This is a genomic window from Escherichia sp. KTE31 (assembly GCF_000407925.1).
GTDB lineage: Bacteria > Pseudomonadota > Gammaproteobacteria > Enterobacterales > Enterobacteriaceae > Escherichia > Escherichia ruysiae.
The window spans coordinates 140,205-160,520 of the sequence record NZ_KE136722.1; the positions used below are offsets into that span (position 1 = coordinate 140,205).

Annotated in this window: 17 protein-coding genes; 5 read left to right on the forward strand and 12 right to left on the reverse strand. The window is 49.2% G+C overall.

Translation table 11 applies throughout. The features are described 5' to 3' along the window. Positions 1-2: 2 nt before the first annotated feature. From yiaO to yiaK, 6 genes are all read right to left on the reverse strand, one after another. Entirely contained in the window at positions 3-989 is a 987-nt protein-coding gene (yiaO, locus tag WES_RS20125) for a 2,3-diketo-L-gulonate TRAP transporter substrate-binding protein YiaO (protein WP_000776920.1), read from the reverse strand. A 12-nt stretch (positions 990-1,001) separates the two neighbouring features. Next, the gene (gene yiaN / locus WES_RS20120) at positions 1,002-2,279 is read right to left on the reverse strand and encodes a 2,3-diketo-L-gulonate TRAP transporter large permease YiaN (protein ID WP_016160050.1); all 1,278 of its coding nucleotides are present in this window, start codon (positions 2,277-2,279) and stop codon (positions 1,002-1,004) included. 2 nt (positions 2,280-2,281) lie between these two features. Beyond that, on the reverse strand, positions 2,282-2,749 hold the full coding sequence (gene yiaM, locus WES_RS20115; RefSeq protein ID WP_000821449.1) for a 2,3-diketo-L-gulonate TRAP transporter small permease YiaM: 468 nt from the start codon (positions 2,747-2,749) through the stop codon (positions 2,282-2,284). A gap of 108 nt (positions 2,750-2,857) precedes the next feature. Continuing rightward, positions 2,858-3,778: a DUF4862 family protein gene (locus WES_RS20110; RefSeq protein WP_000646712.1), complete on the reverse strand. Its 921-nt coding sequence runs from the start codon at positions 3,776-3,778 to the stop codon at positions 2,858-2,860. A gap of 22 nt (positions 3,779-3,800) precedes the next feature. Further along, the gene (locus tag WES_RS20105; protein ID WP_000576115.1) at positions 3,801-4,265 is read right to left on the reverse strand and encodes a NanQ anomerase/TabA/YiaL family protein; all 465 of its coding nucleotides are present in this window, start codon (positions 4,263-4,265) and stop codon (positions 3,801-3,803) included. A gap of 11 nt (positions 4,266-4,276) precedes the next feature. Then, complete coding sequence (gene yiaK, locus WES_RS20100; RefSeq protein WP_016160049.1) at positions 4,277-5,275, reverse strand: 3-dehydro-L-gulonate 2-dehydrogenase; 999 nt, start codon at positions 5,273-5,275, stop codon at positions 4,277-4,279. Between the two features lie 216 nt (positions 5,276-5,491). Between yiaK and yiaJ the strand changes: the two genes are divergently transcribed. Together yiaJ and WES_RS20090 are read left to right on the forward strand one after the other, a co-directional pair. Then, positions 5,492-6,325, forward strand: a complete 834-nt coding sequence (gene yiaJ / locus WES_RS20095; RefSeq protein ID WP_016160048.1) for an IclR family transcriptional regulator YiaJ — start codon at positions 5,492-5,494, stop codon at positions 6,323-6,325. Between the two features lie 101 nt (positions 6,326-6,426). Further along, entirely contained in the window at positions 6,427-6,900 is a 474-nt protein-coding gene (locus WES_RS20090) for a 4Fe-4S binding protein (protein WP_016160047.1), read from the forward strand. 150 nt (positions 6,901-7,050) lie between these two features. Here WES_RS20090 and avtA read toward each other — a convergent pair whose 3' ends face one another. Together avtA and malS are read right to left on the reverse strand one after the other, a co-directional pair. After that, the gene (avtA, locus tag WES_RS20085; protein WP_000144334.1) at positions 7,051-8,304 is read right to left on the reverse strand and encodes a valine--pyruvate transaminase; all 1,254 of its coding nucleotides are present in this window, start codon (positions 8,302-8,304) and stop codon (positions 7,051-7,053) included. A 176-nt stretch (positions 8,305-8,480) separates the two neighbouring features. Beyond that, positions 8,481-10,511, reverse strand: coding sequence for an alpha-amylase (gene malS / locus WES_RS20080; RefSeq protein ID WP_016160046.1), 2,031 nt, complete (start codon positions 10,509-10,511; stop codon positions 8,481-8,483). A gap of 410 nt (positions 10,512-10,921) precedes the next feature. Between malS and WES_RS20075 the strand changes: the two genes are divergently transcribed. After that, positions 10,922-11,746, forward strand: coding sequence for a protein bax (locus WES_RS20075; protein ID WP_016160045.1), 825 nt, complete (start codon positions 10,922-10,924; stop codon positions 11,744-11,746). 209 nt (positions 11,747-11,955) lie between these two features. Here WES_RS20075 and xylR read toward each other — a convergent pair whose 3' ends face one another. From xylR to xylF, 4 genes are all read right to left on the reverse strand, one after another. Then, positions 11,956-13,134: a D-xylose utilization transcriptional activator XylR gene (gene xylR / locus WES_RS20070; protein WP_000494493.1), complete on the reverse strand. Its 1,179-nt coding sequence runs from the start codon at positions 13,132-13,134 to the stop codon at positions 11,956-11,958. A gap of 77 nt (positions 13,135-13,211) precedes the next feature. Beyond that, positions 13,212-14,393 (reverse strand): xylose ABC transporter permease XylH, encoded by a 1,182-nt coding sequence (gene xylH, locus WES_RS20065; RefSeq protein ID WP_000045978.1) that lies wholly within the window; start codon positions 14,391-14,393, stop codon positions 13,212-13,214. Next, positions 14,371-15,912: a D-xylose ABC transporter ATP-binding protein gene (gene xylG / locus WES_RS20060; protein WP_016160044.1), complete on the reverse strand. Its 1,542-nt coding sequence runs from the start codon at positions 15,910-15,912 to the stop codon at positions 14,371-14,373. Before xylG ends, xylH begins: the two co-directional genes overlap by 23 nt. A gap of 76 nt (positions 15,913-15,988) precedes the next feature. Beyond that, positions 15,989-16,981, reverse strand: a complete 993-nt coding sequence (gene xylF, locus WES_RS20055; protein ID WP_000694881.1) for a D-xylose ABC transporter substrate-binding protein — start codon at positions 16,979-16,981, stop codon at positions 15,989-15,991. A 367-nt stretch (positions 16,982-17,348) separates the two neighbouring features. Here xylF and xylA point away from each other — a divergent pair, with 367 nt between their 5' ends. Next, the gene (gene xylA, locus WES_RS20050; RefSeq protein WP_001149551.1) at positions 17,349-18,671 is read left to right on the forward strand and encodes a xylose isomerase; all 1,323 of its coding nucleotides are present in this window, start codon (positions 17,349-17,351) and stop codon (positions 18,669-18,671) included. Between the two features lie 71 nt (positions 18,672-18,742). Then, a complete protein-coding gene (xylB, locus tag WES_RS20045; RefSeq protein WP_016160043.1) occupies positions 18,743-20,197 on the forward strand; it encodes a xylulokinase in 1,455 nt (484 codons plus the stop codon). Positions 20,198-20,316: the final 119 nt, after the last annotated feature.

The following is a 20,316-nucleotide window of genomic DNA, read 5'->3' on the forward strand; positions in this document are numbered from 1 at the left end:
GTTTATTGCACCTCATCCACGGCTTTCAGCAGTTCAGCGCCCTGCGGAACATCTTTAACAAACATGTCGCGAACCTGATTACCCAATGCATCGCTAAAGGCTTTGCGGTCGAGATCGGTAATCACTTCAACGCCCGCGTCTTTCATGCCGTCGATGATTTTTTGCTGATCTTCAGCAACCAGTTTGCGCTGATAGTTACCCGCTTCTTGCGCAGATGTGATCAGTGCCTGCTGGAACTCAGGGGTTAAGCCATCAAACTTCGCTTTGTTGATCACCACCAGAAGTGGGGAGTAGGCGTGATGGGTCAGAGAAAGGTACTTCTGCACTTCATAAAATTTTGCTGACCAGACGACGTTAATCGGGTGTTCCTGGGCGTCGATGGTGCGGGTTTCCAGCCCGGTATAGACTTCGGCAAATGGCATCGGGATCGGGTTAGCACCGAAGATTTTGAATGCCGCAATATTCATTGGACTATTGTTGGTACGGATCTTCAGCCCTTGCAGATCGGCGGGAGTTTTAACCGGTGCACGCGAGTTGGTGACATCGCGCCAGCCGTTTTCCCAGTAAGCCAGCACTTTCAGCCCTTTACCTTCAAGGGAGATTTTCAGCTCATCACCGACTTTACCGTCGAGGGTTTTATGCGCATGGGCGGTATCGCGGAACAGGAAAGGGACATCGAGCAGGTTGATGACGGGCGAGAGTCCCGTAAAGTTATTGGAGCCAGACATCTCCATATCAATAGTGCCGCCGCGCACGCCGCTGATCATCGCCTGCGCATTGCCGAGGGTGCTATCCGGGAACAGTTTTAACTTCAGTTCGCCTTTGGTTTTTTCTTGCAATAATTCGTTGAATTTTTTTGCTGCAATATGTTGTGAATCGGTTTGCGAGGTTTCATAACCGAAACGTAATGATTGTGCCGCCAGAGAAGATGTACTGAACGCCGCCACTCCGGCAAATAATAAAGCGTAGGTTACAGAACGTAATTTCATTATGATTTCCTTTTAACTCATCCATTTAAGAGGAGCGGTAATAAGCCCCGGTATAAAAATAAATAATGCTAACAACATGAATAAAACCATGACGTAAGGCGCAACGCCTTTTACCGCATCGTCAAATTTAAGTTTTGCCACGCCGCATACCACGTTAAGGACGTTACCGACCGGGGGCGTAATCAGTGATATTGAACAGTTGATAATAAACATGATGCCGAAATAGACCGGATCTATTCCCGCTTCTTTCACTAATGGCATTAATACAGGTGTAAGAATTAATACGGTGGGCGTTAAGTCCATTACCGTGCTGATCACCATAATAGCAAGCATAATGACGATGAATAATAAGCGAGGCGAATCAACCAACGGTTGTAATAGCTCCGATACCATCATGGGTAATTCGGCGATCGTAATAAGCCATGCAGATACCGCAGCAGAAGCCACCAGGAACATGACCACGGATGTGGTTTTCGCCGCGTTAATCAGAACATGATAAAGCGTGGAGAAGGTCATTTCGCGATAGACCACCACCGAGACGAACAGAGCGTAGAAGGCGGCAACCGCGCCTGCTTCGGTAGGCGTAAATAACCCCGAACGGAAACCGCCAATAATAATTATCGGCAAAAAGAGCGCCCAAATACCGGAGACTAAAGATTGCCAGACTTCCCGCAGTGAGGCTTTTGGCTGGCAAGGCAGATTCAGCCGTTTTGCCTGCCACCACCAGGTAATCATCAGCGTGACGCCCATCATGATGCCCGGCGCGATGCCCGCCATAAACAGTTTACTGATAGAGAGTCCGCTGGAGACGCCGAAGATAATGAGTGGAATAGAGGGAGGGATAATGGCCGCAATAATACCGCCAGAACCGATAAGTCCGGCGGCGCGATTTACCGGATAGTTGGCCTGACGCATCATCGGCACCAGCAGCGCCGCGACAGCTGCGGTATCAGCAACCGCAGAACCGGAAAGGCTTGCCATGATCATTGCCGCCAGCACGCCAACGTAACCCAGACCGCCTGGCCTGTGACCCACCAGTTTCATTGGCAGGTCGACAATACGTTGCGACAGGCCGCCCGCATTCATGATCTCACCCGCCAGCACAAAGAAGGGGATCGCCAGCAGGGAGAAACTGTCTGCACCGTTGACCAGCGTTTGCGCCAGAATTTGCACATCAAAGATATCCATCCAGAACATCAATGAGATGCCGCACAGCAATAATGCCCAGGCGATGGGAACACCAATCGCGATAGCGCCTAACAAACTGACAATAAATATAAGAATTGTCATCGTCAGACTCCTTGTTGATTTTGGCTGATGGTATTTGTGAACTGCCGGTATAAATGACGCAATTCCAGCAATGCGATAATCAGGCTGGTGGGGATAGCGGCGGCGTACATTAAGCCAACGGGTACGCCGAGAATGGGCGATAAGTTACTCCAGTCCTGTGACGTTTTTTCTATTGCACCCCAGGCCAGACCCAGACACAGCAATAAAATGAGCGTATGGGTTAGCAGCGAAACACGTTGTTGATTAGTGGGAGAGAGTTTTTCGACTAAAAAAGTAACCTGCACATGGCTGTTGTCCATATAAGCAACGATAGCGCCAATAAAGGTTAACCAGACAAATAAAAGCCGGGATAATTCATCAATCGATAATATGCTTGTGTGAAATCCATATCGAAGAATGATATTAATAAAAATAATACAAGACAGTATTGCGATGATGAGCGCAAGAATGCCTTCGAGTATCCGTTTCATAACGAGTCCTTCTTGTTATGCAATATGTTTTCATTAATTAATGTTGTTGGTATTCGTAATATTTATTGGAGAGCGATTAATTAGAATCTGGCAAAATAATGAATCGTTTTAAATAGATTCATTTAGAGAGTGAATGCCATTGCGTAATATTTCGATGCGGTGCTGAACATCAGCAGCAGCATGGATTTCTAATAACTTGATGCCCGAAAATTGCAATGTTGATGGTTCTGCTACATTAAATAACTCGCGAACATGATCTGTGGTCATCAGGCTTTCTGCACAGAATGGTGCAAACGGCGCGTGTAAATCCTGCCATTCTCCGTATGCTCCGTTTAGCGTCGTACCAGAGAACATCAACGCGCCGAGTTTCCCGGCCTGTTTCGCCATTTGGGTATGGGTCAGCGGCAACGCTGTATTGCGGCCTTCAATGGCGGATCGCGCCCAGTTGATACAGATGCTGATGTCATAATCGGCAATGACTTCCAGCACATTTTCCAAAGGCAAAAAGCCTTTGCGTGGAGCGGCAGACGTCATGGCATCGCAGTGTTCCAGCACCAGTTTGCACGGCCAGTCCCAACTGGCGATTTCTTTTAACGAGCGGGCAAAAGCATCCGTCGCTTGCATAACATTGGGATTCGTTGCTAACGGTGCGGCCTGGATCTCCAGTGCGAGCACTTTATTAGCCTGCAATGAGTTGATTTTATGGAACAGGTGGCAATAGTACGCCACGCAGGCCTTGCGTTGTTCTTCATCGCTGGAGGCGAGACCAAAGCCGCTGTTTTCGCTGCGGCGACGCATGGTTTCCATCACAGCGGTGATGACAAATTTCCAGCTTTCCGGCGTATGGCGAAGTAACCATTGATCGCCAAGAGGATGGAAGTTTTCCAGGCAGGGTTGTTCCAGACCGCGAATATCAGGGGTATCTGATAATTGTCGCCAGAATTCCTTCTCTTCCTCTTCACTTCTTTGATGAAAAGAAGGTGCACAGGGATACGCGCCGATAATATAACCGACATTATTCGCTTTCATTTTGTGCTCCAGTAATAACTTTTTATAAAGCGCAGAGGGCGACTTTAACCACGATTTTGCGGATTGCCGTAGGGGCATTTTTATTACATGCCGGTCGGTGAACATCCTGCGGGAAGAAAATAGCGTAGCTACCCGGTATCATTTCTATAAATGATTCATGTTCACTATCGTGATAAAAAATAATATCGCGTTGCTCTAATAACGACTCACTGAATTTATTATTTCCCGTATCAATAGCAATGCCGATTTTCTCTTCACCCCACGCCAGAAACTGAATATCGATATACCGACGATGCACTTCCGGACGGTTTTCCACCGCTTCGCGTGTGGTTAAATCGATAATTTGCGCATAAATATTCTTGCCGTCGATTTCGACGACGCCCGGCTCCAGGGCGTTGAAGTCGGTGGTGCGCAGAAAATCGAGCGCCTTTTCAATGGCGACGGGCAAACGGCACGGATTAGGTTGTGTGATATGTCCAAATATCATGGTCTATCTCCTTATAATGCCTGGATTTTTGCCCATACGCTGTCGTCAATGGTAATTCCGTTACGACGGTTTTCTGCCAGCAGGGTAGTGAATTCGTGACCGGGTAAACGAATGGCCTGGTTTTTGTCTGCGCGCTCGGCGCTAGTAACGTAATCCATAATGCGTTGCAGTTTGGCATCGCGGGTGGAACCGTCGATCAGTTTGTCCACTTCAATGGCAATAAAGATTTGTGAAATGCCGTACTCGTCGCTGTTGTCCTGGGTGACTTCAGCAACCGATGCGCCGTCAGAAAGGAGAGTGGCTATCATATCCAGCACAATCGACATGCCAGAACCTTTCCAGTAACCCATCGGCAAAATGCGGCGATTTTTCTCGATAATGCCAGGTTCTTTGGTCAAATTGCCCTCATCATCAAACCCACCATCGACCGGCAGCTCGCGTCCCGCCAGACGATTCACTTCTAACATGCCGTAGGAGAACATCGACATCGACATATCGACCATGGTGATGGGGGACGAAGGAATGGCGACGATCAGCGGGTTAGTGCCGATGCGACACTCTTTTGCGCCCCACGGCGGCATTACGGCGATGGAGTTGGTCCAGCAAATGCCAATATAGCCTTTTTCCGCCGCCTGCCAGCCGTAGCTGCCGCCGCGCATCCAGTGGTTGGCATTACGTAACGCGACCAGGCCAATCCCGTGAGTTGCCGCCAGTTCAATGGCGCGATCCATCATCTTTTTCGCTGTCAGGTTACCGATCGAACGCCGGGCGTCCCACTGCTCAATCGCGCCGAGGCTGGTTATACGTTTGGGTTGGGCGTCAGGAATGATATCGCCGTTTTCCAGTTGCTGAATGAAACGGGGGAAACGGTTAACGCCATGAGAATAAACGCCGGATTCGGTGGTGCGGGCGAACATCTCTGCACATGCATCGGCCGTTTCACTGTCAACGCCACGTGAAATTAATACCCGATTAAAGGCTGTTTTTAACTGCTCAAATGTCACTTTCATCCCTGGCTTCCTTGTGTTTGTTGATCGCTTTTTTAGCTTAAAATTCCACTATGCGAAATTTGATTTCAAATATATCGATCGCTTTTTAACAAAGCAATCCGCGCCATGATTTTCAAAAATTAATAAAATCAAATAGTTACAAATTATCTGTCGAGATCGTGAACTGCGACACACTTTGCGTTACCATCAGGGCGCGATAAAAAGGGGAAGAAAGCGATGGGAAAAAAAGAGCACGAGTTGGCGCAGGAAAAAGAGCGCCCAGCTGGAAGTCAGAGCCTGTTTCGCGGGTTGATGCTGATTGAGATTTTGAGCAACTATCCAAACGGTTGCCCGCTGGCGCATCTCTCTGAACTGGCTGGCTTAAATAAAAGCACGGTCCATCGTTTATTGCAGGGGCTACAGTCCTGTGGCTATGTGACAACTGCGCCCGCTGCGGGGAGTTACCGCCTGACCACAAAATTTATTGCTGTCGGGCAAAAGGCGCTGTCGTCGCTGAATATCATTCATATTGCCGCGCCGCATCTTGAGACGCTGAACATCTCCACTGGTGAAACCATTAACTTTTCCAGTCGAGAAGATGATCACGCTATTTTGATTTATAAACTGGAACCTACTACCGGTATGCTACGAACCCGCGCCTATATTGGTCAGCATATGCCGCTCTACTGTTCGGCGATGGGTAAGGTTTATATGGCGTTTGGTCATCAGGACTACGTGAAATCGTATTGGGAAAGCCATCAGAATGAAATCCAGCCGCTAACCCGCAACACCATTACCGAACTGCCCGCGATGTTCGATGAACTGGCGCACATTCGTGAAAGCGGCGTGGCAATGGACAGAGAAGAGAATGAACTCGGCGTCTCCTGTATTGCTGTTCCGGTGTTTGATATTCATGGGCGGGTGCCGTATGCGGTGTCGATTTCGCTTTCGACATCACGCCTGAAACAGGTGGGGGAGAAAAATCTCCTGAAACCGCTGCGTGAAACTGCGCAGGCTATCTCCAATGAACTGGGATTTACCGTCCGCGATGACCAGGGCGCGATCACATAACGCTTTTGGCAGGTGGCAAAACTTTAATATTTCCTTCGTTGGATCAAAGCAATAATGGCGCACTCTCTGGCACGCTGCGGTTTTAGTGCAAAGGAGTGATCATGAACCGGTTTATTATTGCGGATGCGACGAAATGTATCGGTTGCCGTACCTGTGAAGTGGCTTGCGCAGTGTCGCATCAGGAGAATCAGGATTGCGCTTCGTTGTTACCTGGCGAGTTTATTTCCCGTATTCGTGTCATCAAAGACTACACCTGGACCACGGCAGTAGCCTGTCATCAGTGTGAAGATGCACCGTGCGCGAATGTTTGCCCTGTGGACGCTATTCGCCGCGAACATGGGCATATCTTCGTTGAACAATCACGTTGTATTGGCTGTAAAAGCTGTATGCTGGCTTGCCCGTTTGGTGCGATGGAAGTGGTTTCTTCGCGCACAAAGGCGAGGGCGATTAAGTGTGACCTGTGCTGGCATCGGGCAACGGGACCAGCCTGTGTTGAAGCCTGCCCGACAAAGGCGTTGCAATGTATGGATGTTGAGAAAGTGCAGCGGAATCGGCTACTACAGCAGCCTGTTTGAGACATTATTCCGGCGGTTCTCAACGCCGGAATAGTGCGTTTCGTTTATGCCGGATGAGGCGTGAACGTCTTATCTGGCCTACAAAACCTTACAAATTCAATATATTGCAGAAATTATGTGGCCTGATAAGCGTAGCGCATCAGGCAATTTTTAATGACTCTCAGCCCAGGCGCGTTCAATCTCTTCCGCCAGAATCTTCACACCTGCCTCGATTTTCTCCGGCTCTGGTACGTAGTTCATGCGCATACATTGATGCGTATGCGGCCACGGTTTATCCAGTCCCGGGAAGAAGTTGTGCCCCGGCACCATCAGCACGCCGCGTGCTTTCAGCCGCTGGTAGAGCTGCTCGGTCGTAATGGGCAAATCCTTAAACCATAGCCAGAGGAAAATGGCTCCTTCCGGTTTATGAATCAGGCAGCGATCTTCCGGTAAATAACGGCGAATGATGGCGATAGTTTCCTGAACACGCTGGTAATAGAACGGCTTGATGACCGTTTCTGACAGGCGCAGCAGATCGTTACGCTTAATCATTTCGCACATCATCGCCGGACCAATACCACCAGGCGCCAGGCTGATAATGCCGTTCATATTAGTGATAGCGGTGATGATTTTTTCATTGGCGATGATAATGCCGCAGCGCGAACCTGGCAGCCCCAGTTTGGAAAGGCTCATGCATAGCACGATATTCGGATTCCACAGTGGGCGCGCTTCGCTGAAGATAATGCCAGGGAACGGGACACCATAAGCGTTATCAATCACCAGTGGAATACCGTGCTGATTCGCCAGCGCATCCAGCTTCAGTAACTCTTCGTCAGTAATCACATTGCCTGTTGGGTTCGTCGGTCGCGAGACGCAAATCATCCCGGTCTCTTCGCCAATATGCAGATGTTCAAAATCGACGTGGTATTTAAACTGGCCTTCTGGCAGCAGTTCAATATTTGGACGCGCAGAGACGAAAAGATCTTCTTCCAGTCCGGCGTCAGCGTAGCCAATGTATTCCGGTGCCAGCGGGAACAGCACTTTTTTGACCCGACCATCGGCGCGGCGTCCGGCAAACAGATTAAATAAGTAGAAAAATGCGCTCTGGCTGCCGTTTGTTAGTGCAATATTCTGTGGTTCGATATCCCAACCCAGCTTCTCGCGTAGCATTTCGGCAAGTAGTGTGAGTAGCTCCGTTTTCCCCTGCGGGCCGTCGTAATTACACAGCGCATCAGTGGCTTTGCCGCTTTCCAGCATGTCGGTAAGCAGCGTCTGGAAGTAGTCCTGCATTTCTGGGATCTGCGCCGGATTGCCGCCGCCGAGCATAATCGCGCCGGGCGTGCGTAAGCCGTCGTTCAGATCTTCCATCAGCAGCGTAATGCCGGAGTGGCGGGTAAATTTGTCACCAAAAAGGGAGAATGTCATAGCGGGATATCTGTCGAACTCTGTAGCAAGGAAAGTAACAATAACGCTACATTTGCTGGGGTGCAAATCGGGTTGCTGCAAGAGGATTGACGTATCATGCTAAGGTTTATGATATGTCTGGTCTTTTATACTGGAATACGGCTTCCCGACATACTGTAAGTGGGAAGCCGGAAAAGTTACTGTTGCCCCGCCCAGACAACCATCACTTTATCGTCGCCATGTTCACGGACAAATCCATAACCTTGTTTCAGTGACAATGTGGTCTGCTTACCCGCGCCAATCGCTGGATGGCGGGCGCGGAACTGACCGAGGCGTTGCCAGTGCGCAACGCTGGCGGCAGATTTACCGCTAACATCCTGCCAGTTCATATCCGAGCGTGTGCCTTGCAGCGGATCAGAACCGGTAGCTCCGAACGGACGCGAGGATTCATCACCATAAAAGATTTGCACCGCACCTGGCGCTAATAGCAATAACTCTGCTGCTTTGTCGCCCCCTTCGCGGAACAGGCGGGTATCATGCGACGAGAGGTAGCTCAACACGTTGAAATCCTGCAATTTATCTGCCATTTGCTGCCAGGTGGTATCCATCTGTGCCAGACAATCGACGGCTTTCGCGGCCTGTTCCTGATAATCGAAATTGATCATCGCATCGAAGCCGTGGCGATAGTAGTCACTTTGCATTACGCCATGACCCCAGGCTTCGCCGGTCATCCAGAAAGGTTTGTCATCTAACGCTTTATCGGGGTTAGCTTTTTTCCATTCGCGAAGTGCGGCGCTGGCTTCGGTTTTCAGTTGCTGCCAGGCGGGCAACTCAACATGTTTGGCGGTATCGACCCGAAAACCATCAATCCCGTAGTCGCGAACCCACTGGCTTAACCAATGCGTTAAATAATCGCGGGGAGTAAAACTATCGATGGCTTTAGCGTGGGTATCCGGTTTGTTTTTATAGAACACTGGCAGACCTGAAGCGGTGGTAGATTCGGTCTTTATATCCAGCAAAAAGGCCAGCGACATGGTGAGATCGTCGAATCCAGGATTGTCGTAATCGCCAATATCCGTTCTGATCCAGTTTTTTCCCCACCATTTATCCCAGCCTGTTTTGTCGCTGAAATTAATGTAATCGTTAAAGCTATGCCAGGTTTGCCCGGCGGCGGGTTTCCAGTCGCTCCAGCGGTCACCCAGTGTTTTTTTCAGCTCATCACCGGAAAGGTATAACGCGCCAAACTGATACTCCTGCATATCCGCCAGCGTGGCATAACCGGTATGGTTCATCACCACATCAAAGAGAATACGAATACCGCGCTGGTGTGCGCTATCAACCAGCGCCTGTAGATCGGCTTCGTTGCCCATATTTGCATCAAGATTCGTCCAGTCCTGTGTGTAATAACCGTGGTAGGCATAGTGCGGGAAATCGCCTTTTGTACCACCGCCCACCCAGCCGTGAATTTGCTCAAACGGGGCGCTGATCCACAGGGCATTGACGCCCAGCTGCTGGAGATAATCCAGTTTGTTGGTCAGGCCGCGTAAATCGCCGCCGTGAAAAGTGCCAATTTCCGCCATACCGTCTTTATGACGACCGTAGCTCTGATCATTGCTGGGATCGCCGTTTTCGAAACGGTCTGTCAGCACAAAGTAAACGGTGGCGTTATGCCAGTCGAAAGAGGCAGAGGTGTCTGTTTCTGCCCGTTCCAGTAGTAGTAAGCCGTTACTGGTGGCGGCAGGTTGTAATGTAATTTGGCCGTTTTTCACTGTCGCGATTTGTTGGCTGTAATAATCACGGACAGGCGCACCTTCCGGGAAGGTGGCACTGACATCAAGCGTAAGTGGGCGACCATCCCATTTCGGGCATTCACGGATTGGGGTTGCTATTGGTTCGGCGGTGTTTGGGATCGATATCATCAACGTCGGCGTGCCGGAGCGGGTGTCGATTTGCAGCGTATATTCGCCATCTCTGAACAATCGCCATTGTGGCGGTGTGTTGTTGCAAGGTTGCAGGGAAAGCATCTGATTGAGTTTTATCGCATTCACCGGCTGCCAGCACTGTTGGTCAAAATTTAGCGTTAGTGGACGCGTACCTTTAGCCAGCTTCGCGTGGCTGACAAATGTTCCTGTCCCCTGTTCGGTAAAGGCGGGGAACCCCGGCGAAGTCCAGCTGGCGGCAATGGCAAAGCCGGGAAGGAGTGTCAGAAAACAGGCGGCAAGTTTCATGGCGGGTGAGTCCTTATTGCTGCGATTTCAGACAGTTTGCCAGCGAATAACCAGACAAAACTCATCCCTGAGTAGTAAGTCCACAGGATGAGACGCAGGGGTGAGCGATCGCGCGCAAAAAACGGCTGAATTTTGCGATAAAATCCACATTTTCTGCGATCTTGCACCAATCTGAACCATTACCACGTGACATTGTTTCAGATTTGGACTATTCCTTGGGGTGCGCTTGACCGCTATTTTTGATATGATTTGAGATTCAACTCTCAAATTTGGGAAAAATATTACTCTAAATCATTCGAGTTGCAGGACAAAACACCAATGGCGTTTTGAACAGCGTTTACGCAGCACATGCAACTTGAAGTATGACGAGTATAAGGTGTTTGAATGATTAAATCCGATCAGGAGACCTGATGATTTTGACTCCCATACGACGATATGGGGCGATGATTCTTATGTTACTCACTCTGGTGTTTTCGAGTGAGGTGTTAGCGAAGACGCACACGACAACAACGAGTCAAAAGTCCCACTTAACTAAAGCTAGTAATAAACAGGTAAGCAGTAAACAAGAGTATTCTCGCAATAGTGCAAAGAGCAGTTCACTTCCTGATTTGCGAAAATACCCTTCCGGAACACCAAGAAAAAAAGCGTTTCTCCGGACTGTAATGCCCTATATTACCAGCCAAAATGCTGCCATTACGGCGGAACGTAACTGGCTGATCTCAAAACAGTACCAGGGTCAATGGTCGCCTTCAGAGCGTGCACGTCTGCAAGACATTGCCAAACGCTATAAGGTGAAGTGGTCCGGTAATACGCGAAAAATCCCGTGGAATACGCTACTCGAACGTGTAGACATTATCCCGACCAGTATGGTGGCGACGATGGCTGCAGCAGAAAGCGGTTGGGGAACGTCGAAACTGGCGCGTAGCAACAATAACCTGTTCGGCATGAAGTGCATGAAAGGACGTTGTACCAATGCGCCGGGTAAAGTGAAGGGGTACTCACAGTTCAGTTCTGTAAAAGAATCGGTGAGCGCCTATGTCACTAACCTGAATACGCATCCGGCTTACGCTTCTTTCCGCAAATCACGCGCACAATTGCGTAAAGCGGATCAGGAAGTTACCGCCACAGCGATGATTCATAAGCTGAAAGGTTATTCCACGAAAGGGCAGAGCTATAACAACTACCTGTTCGCGATGTACCAGGATAACCAGCGGTTAATCGCCGCGCATATGTAATTGCATTCCCTTGAGCCTTATCCGACTTGTTGGTCGGATAGGGCTTTTGTTCGCATCAGGTGGTTGTGCTGAGTTACCTGATGCGACGCTGGCGCTTCTCATCATGCCTGACGGGTAGGTCGGATAAGGCGTTCACGCCGCATCCGACAACCACGCAGCGTTGCCTGATCCGACGCTTCTCATCACGCATGGTGGATTTTCCCCTCCCGCTACAGCATTACCTCGCTATTTACATCGCGATACTCTTTTGGCGTCGTGTCATACGCTTTTTTAAATACAGAGTAGAAATATTGCAGCGATGGATAACCACACATTTGCGATATCTCATTGATCGACAAGGTAGTAGAAATCAGCAGGCTGCGCGCTTTCTCCAGCTTCTCGGCATGGATCATGGCGTGAATAGTTTCACCCACTTCTTCTTTAAACCGTTTTTCAAGATTGGATCGCGATATGCCCACCGCATCCAGAACCTGATCCACTTTAATTCCTTTGCAGGCATGATTGCGGATGTAATGCATGGCCTGAATAACGGCGGGATCGGTCAACGAACGGTAATCAGTAGAACGCCGTTCGATGACACGGACTGGCGGAACCAAAATCCGCTGCAACGGCATTTCTTCTTTATCTAATAAGCGATGCAAAAGTTTTGCCGCCTGATAGCCCATTTGTCGGGCACCCTGCGCAACAGAAGAGAGGGCGACACGCGAAAGATAGCGGGTCAATTCTTCGTTATCTATGCCAATCACGCATAATTTTTCCGGTACGGGGATGTGCAGATGCTCGCATACTTGCAGAATATGCCGCGCCCGGGCGTCAGTGACGGCAATAATCCCTGTTTGCGGTGGCAGTGTTTGCAGCCAGTCTGCCAGCCGATTCTGCGCGTGTTGCCAGTTCTCTGGTGCGGTTTCCAGCCCCTGATAAACCACACCTCGGTACTTCTCTTCAGCCACAAGCTGACGAAAGGCATACTCGCGTTCGGCGGCCCAGCGTTTGCCGCTCGACTCTGGCAGACCATAAAAAGCAAAGCGGTTAACGCCTTTCTCTTTTAAATGCAAAAATGCGCTTTCAACCAGCGCATAGTTATCGGTGGCAATGTAATGTACGGGCGGATAGCTTTCTGCCAGGTGATACGAGCCACCAACCCCAACAATAGGGACGTTGACATCAGCCAATGCTTGCTCGATTTGTTTATCGTCGAAGTCGGCGATGACGCCATCTCCTAACCAGTCCTTGATTTTATCAATGCGGGCGCGGAAATCTTCTTCAATGAAAATATCCCATTCCGATTGCGACGCCTGTAAATATTCCCCTACACCTTCTACTACTTGACGGTCATAGGCTTTATTAGCATTGAACAGCAACGTGATGCGATGACGTTTAGTAAACATGGTTCTTTTCCTGCTGAATCATGCAAAAACTCAAAACCGGTAATACGTTACCGGTTTTGAGAAAATTTTTATCAAAATCAGGAACGGCGTTTGGTTGCGGAGTCCATCCATACTGCCAGCAACAGAATCGCACCTTTGACGATATACTGCCAGAAGGTCGGTACATCCATCATACTCATACCGTTATCCAACGAAGCCATGATGAATGCCCCCATTACTGCACCGGCAACACTCCCCACACCGCCTGCCAGACTAGTACCGCCAATCACACATGCTGCAATTGCGTCCAGCTCGGCGATATTCCCCGCAGAAGGTGAACCAGCGCCAAGTCGAGAACTAAGAATTAACCCGGCGATGGCTACCATCAAACCGTTGATAGCAAACACGGCAAGTTTTGTTCGTTCAACGTTAATCCCGGATAGCCGCGCCGCTTCCAGATTACCGCCAATAGCGTAAATACGTCGCCCAAAGGCTGTCCGTGTTGCCATAAACATTCCACCGAGTAACAGCAACGTCAGCAGCAGAACAGGAGTGGGAACGCCACGGTAATCATTTAGCAGCCAGATTGCGCCTAAAACGATGATAGCCGTTAATGCCTGGCGACCGACCACCGCCGTAGATGCCGGAGACTGCAAACCCAAAGCCTGACGGCGCATTCTTCCGCGCCATTGCCAGCCGACAAAAGCCATTAAACCAAGCGCGCCGATGATGAAACCGGTACTGGCTGGTAGATAGCTTTGCCCAATTTGTGACATCGCGGCGCTGGTGGGGGAAACGGTCGTGCCGTTGGTGATACCAATCAGGATACCGCGAAATGCCAACATACCTGCCAGGGTGACAATAAATGACGGGACTTTGCGGTACGCGACCCACCACCCATTCCACGCTCCGAGAAGCAGTCCCAGAACCAATGTCACAATGATAGTGAGTGGCAGCGGCCAACCCAACCAAACGTCACAGATAGCGGCGACCCCGCCTAGTAGCCCCATCATGGAGCCGACCGAGAGGTCGATTTCAGCAGAAATGATGACGAACACCATACCTACCGCGAGAATGCCGGTAATTGCGGTCTGGCGCAGCAGGTTGGAAACGTTACGGGCGCTTAAGTAGGCACCATCGGTGGTCCAGGTAAAGAACAGCATAATTGCGATGATCGCTGCAATCATCACGAAGACCTGTAAATTCAGTGATTTCAGCCCAGAAAAGCCACCGGATGTCGGTACGGCTAATTTCACTTCAGACGGATTGCTTTTCGACATGATGTTCGCTCCTCAATGCGGCTTCCATCACCTGCTCCTGAGTCAGGTTATGATTTATCAGGTTGGCTTTTAGTTTTCCTTCATGCATCACCAGCACACGATCGCTAAGGCCGAGTACTTCAGGTAATTCAGAAGAGATGACAATAACGGCAATACCTTGCTGGACGAGTTGGTTAATTAATTTGTAGATCTCGTATTTAGCGCCAATATCAATACCCCTGGTGGGTTCATCAAGAATGAGAATGCGTGGATTTAATAGCAGGCAGCGTGCGAGGATCGCTTTTTGCTGATTGCCACCGCTTAAACGTCCAATAGCAAGGTCGGGGGAGGATGTTTTAACTTTGAGTTGCTGGATGGATTCCAGAATACATTTTTGCTCTGCGGCATCATCAAGCTGGCTGATCCCTCCGGTAAATTTATTGAGTGCGGCGAGAGTAATATTTTTACCAACCGCCATTACCGGAACGATACCATCGCGCTTTCTGTCTTCTGGCACCATCGCAATACCCTGGGCGATCGCTTGCTGGCAGTTGTGAATATCCACCTGTTTGCCGTCAATATAGATTTTCCCTTCCCACTGTCCGGGCCAAACGCCAAACAGGCATTGAATGGTTTCGGTGCGTCCGGCACCGACCAGTCCGGCAATACCCAGTATTTCACCGCGTTTCAGAGAAAAAGAGACATCGTTGACCCGTTTAATATGACGATTAACCGGATGCCACGCCGTCAAGTGCTCAATACGTAATATTTCATCACCAGTGATATGCGGTTCGTTAGGGTAAAGTGCCGTTAATTCTCGCCCTACCATCATAGTGATAATATCGTCTTCGCTCATTCCGGCTGCATCACGTGTTCCTATATGCTGACCGTCGCGAATAACGCAAATCGTATCGGAAATTGCTTTAACTTCGTTGAGTTTGTGCGAAATATAGATACAGGCGATACCGTGTTGTTGCAGATCGCGAATAATATCCAGTAAAACCGTGGTTTCCAGCTCGGTTAATGAGGCTGTCGGTTCATCAAGAATTAATAAACGCACCTGCTTATTTAGCGCCTTGGCAATTTCAACCAGTTGTTGTTGCCCAAGCCCTAAATCGCCAACGCGGGCATCTGGTGAAATGGATAAACTGACCTGCGCTAATAGCTTCTGGCAGCGTAACGTCATCTGGTCATAATCCATAATCCCATTGTGGGTTATTTCGTTACCCAGGAAGATATTTTCCAGCACGGTCAATTCTTTCACCAGGGCCAATTCCTGGTGAATGATGGCGATACCTTTGCGTTCGGTATCGCGGATGTGACTTGCCTGAATCTCTTCGCCAGCAAAAATAATTTCGCCTTCGTAGGAACCATGAGGATAAATTCCACACAGCACTTTCATCAGCGTTGATTTACCAGACCCATTTTCCCCACAGAGTGAGACGATTTCGCCAGCGTTTAGCCGCAAGCTGACGTTATCTATCGCCTTCACGGTGCCGAAGGTTTTGGTAATGTTCTTCATTTCAAGTAGATAAGACATAACGACTCCACCTAAGCCAATCAGTTCACGCGGCATGGAGAGAAATCACGCCCCGGTCAGCGCCGGGGCGTGACGCTTAAAGCTCGCTCTCTTTGTGGAATCCGTCTTTAATTACCGTATCTTTGATGTTGTTTTTATTAACATCGATTGGTGTCAGCAGGCGGGATGGAACATCTTTCAGACCATTATTCAGAGTGGTATCTGCTTTTGGTTCCTGACCATTGCCCAACTCAACGGCAATTTCTGCGGCAGTATTTGCCAACAACGTAATGGGTTTATACACCGTCATAGTTTGCGTACCGGCAGCAATACGTTTTATGCCCGCGAGATCTGCATCCTGACCGGAAATTGCCACTTTGCCTGATAAACCTTGAGCACTTAATGCCTGAATCGCCCCGCCAGCGGTAGCATCGTTTGAGGCAACAACCGCATCAATTTTGTTATTGTTGGCAGTTAGCGCATTTTCCATAATTTTCAGCGCATTTTCTGGTAACCAACCATCAACCCATTGGTCGCCAACGACTTTAATTTTTCCTGAGTCAACATAAGGTTTTAATACTTTCATTTGCCCGGCGCGAAATAGCTTGGCGTTGTTATCGACCGGGGAGCCACCCATCAGGAAATAATTGCCCTGTGGGACGATATCAACCAAGGCTTTTGCTTGCAGTTCGCCGACTTTTTCATTATCGAAAGAAATATAAAAATCTATATCTGCATCATTAATCATGCGGTCGTAAGCTAATACTTTTATACCTTCTTGTTTGGCTTCTTTTACAACGTTACTTAATACCTGACCGTTATATGGAATAATGACAAGAACGTCGACGCCCCGGTTAATCATGTTTTCAATCTGCGACATTTGGGTTTCTTCATTGCCATTCGCAGATTGCACAAATACTTTCGCACCGAGAGATTCTGCTTTTTTAACAAAGATATCCCGATCTTTTTGCCAGCGTTCAAGACGAAGATCGTCAATCGCCATTCCTATTTTTACTTCTTTGGCGTGCGCTGCGACGTTAGTAAGCAGGAGTGAGGTGCAAAGGGTGAGTAAGATGTTCTTTATTTTCATGATTCAGAGGCCTTCTGTTGTTAGAGGTCAGCTTAAAAAAGTAACAATCACCGCGATAAACGTAACCAATTTTTAGCAACTAAACAGGGGAAAACAATTACAGATTTTTATCTTTCGATTACGATTTTTGGTTTATTTCTTGATTTATGACAGAGATCTTACTTTTATTGATTAATTGTACTTGTTGCATTTTTCTATTCGAGAAACCACCCAATTTCATCATTCCATATTATTTTTGCGAGCGAGCGCACACTTGTGAATTATCTCAATAGCAGTGTGAAATAACATAATTGAGCAACTGAAAGGGAGTGCCCAATATTACGACATCATCCATCACACGCGGCATTACCTGATTATGGAGTTCATTATGCAAGCCTATTTTGACCAGCTCGATCGCGTTCGTTATGAAGGTCCGAAATCCTCTAACCCGTTAGCATTCCGTCATTACAATCCCGACGAACTGGTGTTGGGCAAGCGTATGGAAGACCACTTGCGTTTTGCCGCCTGCTACTGGCACACCTTCTGCTGGAACGGGGCGGACATGTTTGGTGTGGGCGCTTTTAATCGTCCGTGGCAGCAGCCTGGCGAAGCTCTGGCGCTGGCGAAGCGTAAAGCCGATGTCGCATTCGAGTTTTTCCACAAATTACATGTGCCGTTTTATTGCTTCCATGACGTGGATGTTTCCCCGGAAGGCACATCGTTAAAAGAGTACATCAATAACTTTGCGCAAATGGTCGATGTGCTGGCTGGCAAGCAAGAAGAGAGCGGCGTGAAACTGTTGTGGGGAACCGCTAACTGCTTTACTAACCCTCGCTATGGCGCGGGCGCGGCGACGAACCCAGATCCCGAGGTCTTTAGCTGGGCAGCTACACAAGTTGTTACCGCGATGGAAGCAACGCATAAACTGGGTGGTGAAAACTATGTGCTGTGGGGCGGTCGTGAAGGTTACGAAACTCTGTTGAATACCGATCTTCGTCAGGAGCGTGAACAGCTTGGTCGCTTTATGCAGATGGTGGTTGAGCATAAACATAAAATCGGTTTCCAGGGCACGCTGCTTATCGAACCGAAACCGCAAGAACCGACCAAACATCAATATGATTACGATGCCGCAACGGTTTACGGTTTCCTGAAACAGTTTGGCCTGGAAAAAGAGATTAAACTGAATATTGAAGCGAACCACGCGACGCTTGCGGGTCACTCTTTCCACCATGAAATTGCCACAGCCATTGCGCTTGGTCTGTTCGGTTCTGTCGATGCTAACCGTGGCGACGCGCAATTGGGCTGGGATACTGACCAGTTCCCGAACAGCGTGGAAGAGAACGCGCTGGTAATGTATGAAATCCTCAAAGCAGGTGGTTTCACGACCGGTGGTCTGAACTTTGATGCCAAAGTACGTCGTCAGAGCACTGATAAATATGATCTGTTCTACGGCCATATTGGGGCGATGGATACGATGGCGCTGTCACTGAAAATTGCAGCACGCATGATTGAAGACGGCGAACTGGATAAACGCGTAGCGCAGCGTTATTCCGGCTGGAATAGCGAACTGGGTCAGCAAATCCTGAAAGGCCAAATGTCATTGGCTGATTTAGCAAAATATGCTCAGGACAACAATCTGGCGCCGGTGCATCAGAGTGGACGCCAGGAGCAACTGGAAAATCTGGTAAATCATTATCTGTTCGACAAATAACGGCTAATTGTGCAGTCCGCAAGCCCGGTTATCGGTAGCGATACCGGGCATTTTTTTAAGGAACAATCGCTATGTATATCGGGATAGATCTTGGCACATCGGGCGTAAAAGTTATTTTGCTCAACGAGCAAGGTGAAGTGGTCGCTTCGCAAACGGAAAAACTAACCGTTTCGCGTCCGCATCCACTCTGGTCGGAGCAAGATCCGGAACAGTGGTGGCTGGCGACTGGTCGCGCGATGAAAACCCTGGGTGAACAGCATTCTCTGCGAGACGTTAAAGCATTGGGTATTGCCGGGCAAATGCATGGTGCAACTTTACTTGATGCTCAGCAGCGGGTGCTACGTCCCGCCATTTTGTGGAACGACGGGCGCTGCGCGGAGGAGTGTGCTTTGCTGGAAGCGCGAGTTCCGCAGTCGCGGGATATTACAGGCAACCTGATGATGCCCGGATTTACCGCGCCTAAATTGCTGTGGATTCAGCGAAATGAGCCAGAGATATTCCTTCAGGTAGACAAAGTATTATTGCCGAAAGATTATTTGCGTCTGCGGATGACGGGAGAATTCGCCAGTGATATGTCTGATGCAGCTGGCACCATGTGGCTGGATGTCGCAAAGCGTGACTGGAGTGATGTTATGCTGGAGGCTTGCCAGTTATCTCGAGATCAGATGCCAGCATTATACGAAGGCAGCGAAATTACCGGCACTTTGCTACCTGAGGTTGCAAAAGCGTGGGGAATGAATGCAGTGCCGGTTGTTGCGGGCGGCGGCGATAATGCGGCTGGCGCGGTTGGTGTGGGTATGGTTGATGCCAACCAGGCAATGTTATCGCTGGGGACTTCAGGCGTTTATTTTGCGGTGAGCGAAGGTTTCCTAAGTAAGCCGGAAAGTGCCGTACATAGCTTTTGTCATGCATTGCCGCAGCGTTGGCATTTAATGTCTGTGATGTTGAGTGCGGCGTCGTGTCTGGACTGGGCGACGAAATTAACCGGTCTGAGTGATGTCCCTGTTTTAATTGCCGCAGCCCAGCAGGCCGATGAGAGCGTCGATCCTGTCTGGTTTTTGCCTTATCTTTCTGGCGAGCGTACGCCGCACAATAATCCACAGGCAAAGGGCGTTTTCTTCGGCCTCACCCATCAACACGGCCCCGCAGAACTGGCACGCGCGGTACTGGAAGGCGTGGGGTATGCGTTGGCGGATGGCATGGATGTCGTACATGCCTGTGGCATTCAACCGCAAAGCATTACACTGATTGGTGGCGGAGCGCGTAGCGAGTACTGGCGTCAGATGCTGGCGGATATTAGCGGTCAGCAACTGGATTACCGCACGGGGGGGGATGTGGGGCCAGCATTAGGCGCAGCAAGGCTGGCACAGATTGCGGTAAATCCAGATAAATCTCTCATTGAGTTGTTGCCGCAACTTCCTTTAGAACAGTCGCATCTGCCGAACGCGCAGCGTTATGCTGCTTATCAGCCACGGCGTGAAACGTTCCGTCGTCTCTATCAGCAACTTCTGCCGCTAATGGTATAATATTTCCCCCTGCCTTATGTGGCGGGGGATAATTTCCATCTATATATATTTAGAATATATTAATTTTTTATATGGATTTATTCTGAAAATCATTTGTTAATGGTGTTTTTCAGTTTTGT